The 4,064-nt window shown below is 76.0% G+C and carries 4 protein-coding genes and 1 pseudogene; 3 read left to right on the top strand and 2 right to left on the bottom strand.

The genetic code is table 11. The features are described 5' to 3' along the window. Positions 1 to 215: 215 nt before the first annotated feature. Positions 216 to 1,436 (top strand): sensor histidine kinase, encoded by a 1,221-nt coding sequence (locus DEF28_RS25800; RefSeq protein WP_114400786.1) that lies wholly within the window; start codon positions 216 to 218, stop codon positions 1,434 to 1,436. Further along, positions 1,427 to 2,074: a response regulator transcription factor gene (locus DEF28_RS25795; protein WP_114400785.1), complete on the top strand. Its 648-nt coding sequence runs from the start codon at positions 1,427 to 1,429 to the stop codon at positions 2,072 to 2,074. Before DEF28_RS25800 ends, DEF28_RS25795 begins: the two co-directional genes overlap by 10 nt. A 273-nt stretch (positions 2,075 to 2,347) precedes the next feature. Here DEF28_RS25795 and DEF28_RS25785 read toward each other — a convergent pair whose 3' ends face one another. Both DEF28_RS25785 and DEF28_RS25780 read right to left on the bottom strand, forming a co-directional pair. Then, positions 2,348 to 2,539: a hypothetical protein gene (locus tag DEF28_RS25785; RefSeq protein WP_114400784.1), complete on the bottom strand. Its 192-nt coding sequence runs from the start codon at positions 2,537 to 2,539 to the stop codon at positions 2,348 to 2,350. Between the two features lie 248 nt (positions 2,540 to 2,787). Beyond that, a complete protein-coding gene (locus tag DEF28_RS25780; RefSeq protein WP_114400783.1) occupies positions 2,788 to 3,492 on the bottom strand; it encodes a carbonic anhydrase in 705 nt (234 codons plus the stop codon). A 462-nt stretch (positions 3,493 to 3,954) separates the two neighbouring features. Here DEF28_RS25780 and DEF28_RS25775 point away from each other — a divergent pair. After that, positions 3,955 to 4,064, top strand: a pseudogene (locus DEF28_RS25775) (NADP-dependent oxidoreductase); the annotation flags it as partial.

Below are 4,064 nucleotides of genomic sequence, written 5' to 3'. Positions count from 1 at the left end.
ATCCCGCGGTGCTGGACGAGCTCGGGCTGGCCGCCGCCCCCCGGTTGCCGGGCACCATGGGGTTTTCCGCAGTATCCGCCCTGCGGCCCTCCCCCGTCACACCGCGCGGTGCACCTCCTCGCTGCCGCGGCCAGGAGGCTCCTAAGATCGACGTGGTCCGGCCGACGCGACGTCACCGGCCCGCGACCCGCCCCTGACCGAAGCCGAGGATGCGCATGCGAACGGACGCCGGCCCCGCCGCCCGGAGCGGGCGCCGCGGCCTGGCCGCGCTGCTCGGGCAGGGGTGCCGGCGCACCGCGGGCGTGCTGCTCGGGGCCGGGACGGCGCTGCTCAGCGCCGGCTGGCTGCTCGCCGGCGGGCTGCTGCTGGCGCTCGCCCGGCCGTGGCCGGCCGCGTGGCCGCGGGCCCGGCGGGCCGCCGCGGCCGGCCTGGAACGGCTGGTCGCGCTGGAGCGGCGGCGGCTCGCCCGCTGGCTGGACCACGACGCGCTCCCCCAGCACACGTCCCGGCGGGCGGTGGAGTACCTCCTCTGCCGGCTGCCGCTGAGCCTGCTCGGCTGCTACGCCCTGGTCAGCGGGCTGTTCCTGGCCTTCCTCCTGCTCGGCGGCGGACTGTGGGCGTGGGGAGCGGGCGAGTCCCAGATCGTCAACCTCTCGACGCCCGGCCTGCACCTGTCGGTGGCGTCCAGCGCGGTCGGCGTGAGCGGTGCCGTACTGGTGCTCTCGGCGACGATGGCCGCGGCCGCCCTGCTCGGCGCCGCCGAGCGCCGGCTGGCGCGGTGGTTCCTCGGCCCGAGCGGGCCCGACCTGCTGCGGCGCCGGATCACCGAGCTCACGGAGAGCCGGGCCGGGGTCGTACGGGCGGTCCACGAGGAGCGGCGCCGCATCGAGCGCGACCTGCACGACGGCGTCCAGCAGCGCCTGGTCGCCCTCGCCATGCTGCTCGGCCGCGCCCGCCGCGGCACCGATCCCGCCCGGCACGCGGACCTGCTCCGGCAGGCGCACGTGGAGTCCCAGCAGGTGCTCGGCGAGCTCCGGGAGATCGCGTGGCGGGTGCATCCCGCGGTGCTGGACGAGCTCGGGCTGGCCGCCGCCCTGGCCGGTGCCGCGGAGCGGTCCAGCGTTCCCGTCCGGATCCGGGACGGACTCACCCGGCGACCCGGCACGGACGTGGAGACCGCGGCCTTCTTCGTCGCGCGGGAGGCGATCACCAACGCCACCAAGCACGCCGGGGCCAGCGCCATCACCGTCACTCTCACCGAGGAGGCCGACATGGTCATCGTCGCCATCACCGACGACGGGGGCGGTGGGGCCGACCCCGCCGGTCCGGGGCTGTCCGGGCTGGCCCGGCGGGTCGCCGCCCTGGACGGCCGGCTCGACGTGCGCAGCCCGCTCGGCGGGCCGACCGTGGTCACCGCGGAGCTGCCGTGCGGGTGATCCTGGCCGAGGACTCGGTACTGCTGCGCGAGGGCCTGGCCCGGCTGCTCGTCGAGGAGGGGCACGAGGTGGCGGCCGCGGTCGGTGACGCCGAGGCGCTGCTGGCGGCGGTCGACGCCGATCCGCCGGACGTCGTGGTCGTGGACGTGCGGATGCCCCCCGGCCACACCGACGAGGGGCTGCGCGCCGCACTGGACCTGCGCCGCCGGCATCCGGGCATCGGCGTGCTGGTGCTCTCCCAGTACGTCGAGCACCGCTACGCGACCGAGCTGCTGACCGGCGCTCCCGAGGGGGTCGGCTACCTGCTGAAGGACCGGGTCGCGCAGGTCGGCGAGTTCCTCGACGCCCTGGAGCGGGTCCGCGACGGCGGCGCGGCCTTCGATCCGGAGGTGGTGCGCCAGCTGCTGTCCCGCACCAGCCACGCCGACCCGCTGGCGCGGCTCACCGAGCGGGAGCGCGAGGTGCTGGCGCACATGGCGCAGGGCTACGCCAACGCCGGCATCGCGCAGCGGCTGTTCGTCTCGCAGAGCGCGGTGGAGAAGCACATCAACGCGATCTTCGACAAGCTCGGGCTCCATGACGAGCCCGCCGGCCGCAGCCGCCGGGTGATGGCGGTGCTCCGCTACCTGCAGGCGTGAGGAGATCCGGCCGCGGCCGGACGCGGGAACGCCCCGGAGGGCCGCCTCCGGGGCCCGGACCGCCCCGGGACGGGACCGGGCCGTCCGGGGCGCACGGCGGACCACCTGCCGCGGCCGGCCTGGCCCGCGGAGCATGAGCGGACGGGCTCAGAACCACCCGCACTTCCTGATGATCCACCTGTCGAGTGGGGTCCGTGCAGCTCCATCCGCACGAAGTCCCTGACCCGCCGGGCGGCCTCGTCCCTCCCGCTCTCGGCCGCCGCGGTGCACACCTCAGTCGCGCGCGGAGTCGTCCATCCGGTCCCAGAACAGACCGAGGCGGTACTCGGTCTGCTCGTCCCGGACCCACGGGTGCCCGTCCCGCAGATTCACGCGGACCGCGTGGGCCGTGCACCCGCCGGCCACGAGGATGCCGAGGGTCGCGACGGTCCGGCAGCCGATGAGGGCGACCTTCCTCCTTGGCACAGGGGTTCCTCCGAACGTCGGTACGCGATCGCCGGAGAAGGACGCCGCGGACCCGCGCCGGGCTGCCCGGAGCGCTCGCGACACGCGCCGCCGGACGGCACCGCCCGCTTCCGGGGAGGGGCGCCGGCTCGCCGCGCCGCTGGGGGCCGGCCGGCGGAAGGCCGCTTCGCCGGCGCCGCCGGGGCCGGGAGCGGTGCGGGGCCGCGTTCCGTCCACGCGCCCCCGCACCGCGGTCACCGGCGGCCGGGTCAGTCGAGGAAGTTCACCTGGTAGGTGTCCAGCTCGTACCTGGCCGCCACGATCTTCAGCTTCCCGGAGTCGACCAGCCCGCGCAGGTCGGCGTCGGCGCGCAGCTCCTCGGCGACGTGCCGGGCGTTGGCCGAGATGCAGGCGTCCACGAAGCCGTCGCCCTCGTCGGGGGTGGCGTCCACCACGGGCAGGATCCGCTCGACGAGGTAGCCGATGTGGCCGTGCGGCGCCTCGCCGCCGTCGTGCACGTCCACGGCGGCGGTCACCGCGCCGCAGGAGGAGTGGCCGAGCACCACGACCAGGGGGACGTGCAGGTGCTGGGCGCCGTAGCAGATGGAGCCGAGGACGGACTCGTCCAGGACCTCGCCGGCCGCGCGGATGGTGAAGAGGTCGCCCAGCCCCTGGTCGAAGACGAGTTCCGGGGGGACGCGCGAGTCGGCGCAGCTGAGGATGATCGCGAAGGGGTGCTGGCCGCCGGCCACCTCCTCGCGCCGCGCGCGGGACTCGTGGGGATGGCGGGACGCGAAGCGCCGCCAGCGCCGGTTGCCGTCCTTCAGCAGCCGCAGCGCGGTCGCGGCGTCGGTGGCACCGGGGGCGCTGTCCGCCGGGTCCGCGAGGGCGGTACCGCCGCCGGCCCCGACGAGTGCCGCGCCGGTGCCGCCGAGGAATGACGCACGTAACGCAGTGCGACGAGAGATCGCCATTTTTCTCCTTATCAACACGCGCCCCATGCGGGCGCCGCAGGCATCAAGCCGTGAGAAAGCGTTCTCTTCCGGCATCACGGAATGATTGCGTCAAGGTCCCAAAAGTCCCGCCTTATCGGCGATTGCCGCGCTTGGCGGCAGGAGATGACAAACGGGGGTCAGGGGCAGGTACGGCCCCGGACAGCGGGAGATCTCCGCGCATCGTGCGCGGTCACGTCCGTACGGAGCGTGACGGGAACGGGCGCGCCGCGCCGGCGGCGCTGCCGCGCGGGTGCGGGGGTGCGCTCAAGGGGCGCGGGCCCGCCCACCGCGGGCGGCCGCGGCGCGACCGCGGAGGCCAGGACGCGCTGCGCCGTGCGGCGGCCCGGGACCTTCACCGGCCGCGCGGGCACCCGGGCGGCCCGGCCGACGGTGAGAGTGCCGCGGCCGCGGCGCCGGAGGCCAGCGCTGCCGCCGGTGGCTGGGCAGCTGGTGAAGGTGGCTCCGGAGGGGATCGACGTGTACTTCGACAATGTGGGGGGCGAGCAGTTGGAGGCGGCGATCGGGGCGGCGAGGGACTTCGCGCGGTTCGC

Origin of the sequence: Marinitenerispora sediminis (assembly GCF_003336425.1) — a bacterium.
Lineage (GTDB): Bacteria > Actinomycetota > Actinomycetes > Streptosporangiales > Streptosporangiaceae > Marinitenerispora > Marinitenerispora sediminis.
This window is presented reverse-complemented; position numbering and strand designations above follow the sequence as displayed.

Bases quoted from the DNA above. Each gene is read 5' to 3' on its own strand.
- DEF28_RS25800 (WP_114400786.1), top strand. From the start codon at position 216: ATGCGAACGGACGCCGGCCCCGCCGCCCGGAGCGGGCGCCGCGGCCTG.
- DEF28_RS25780 (WP_114400783.1), bottom strand. From the start codon at position 3,492: ATGGCGATCTCTCGTCGCACTGCGTTACGTGCGTCATTCCTCGGCGGC.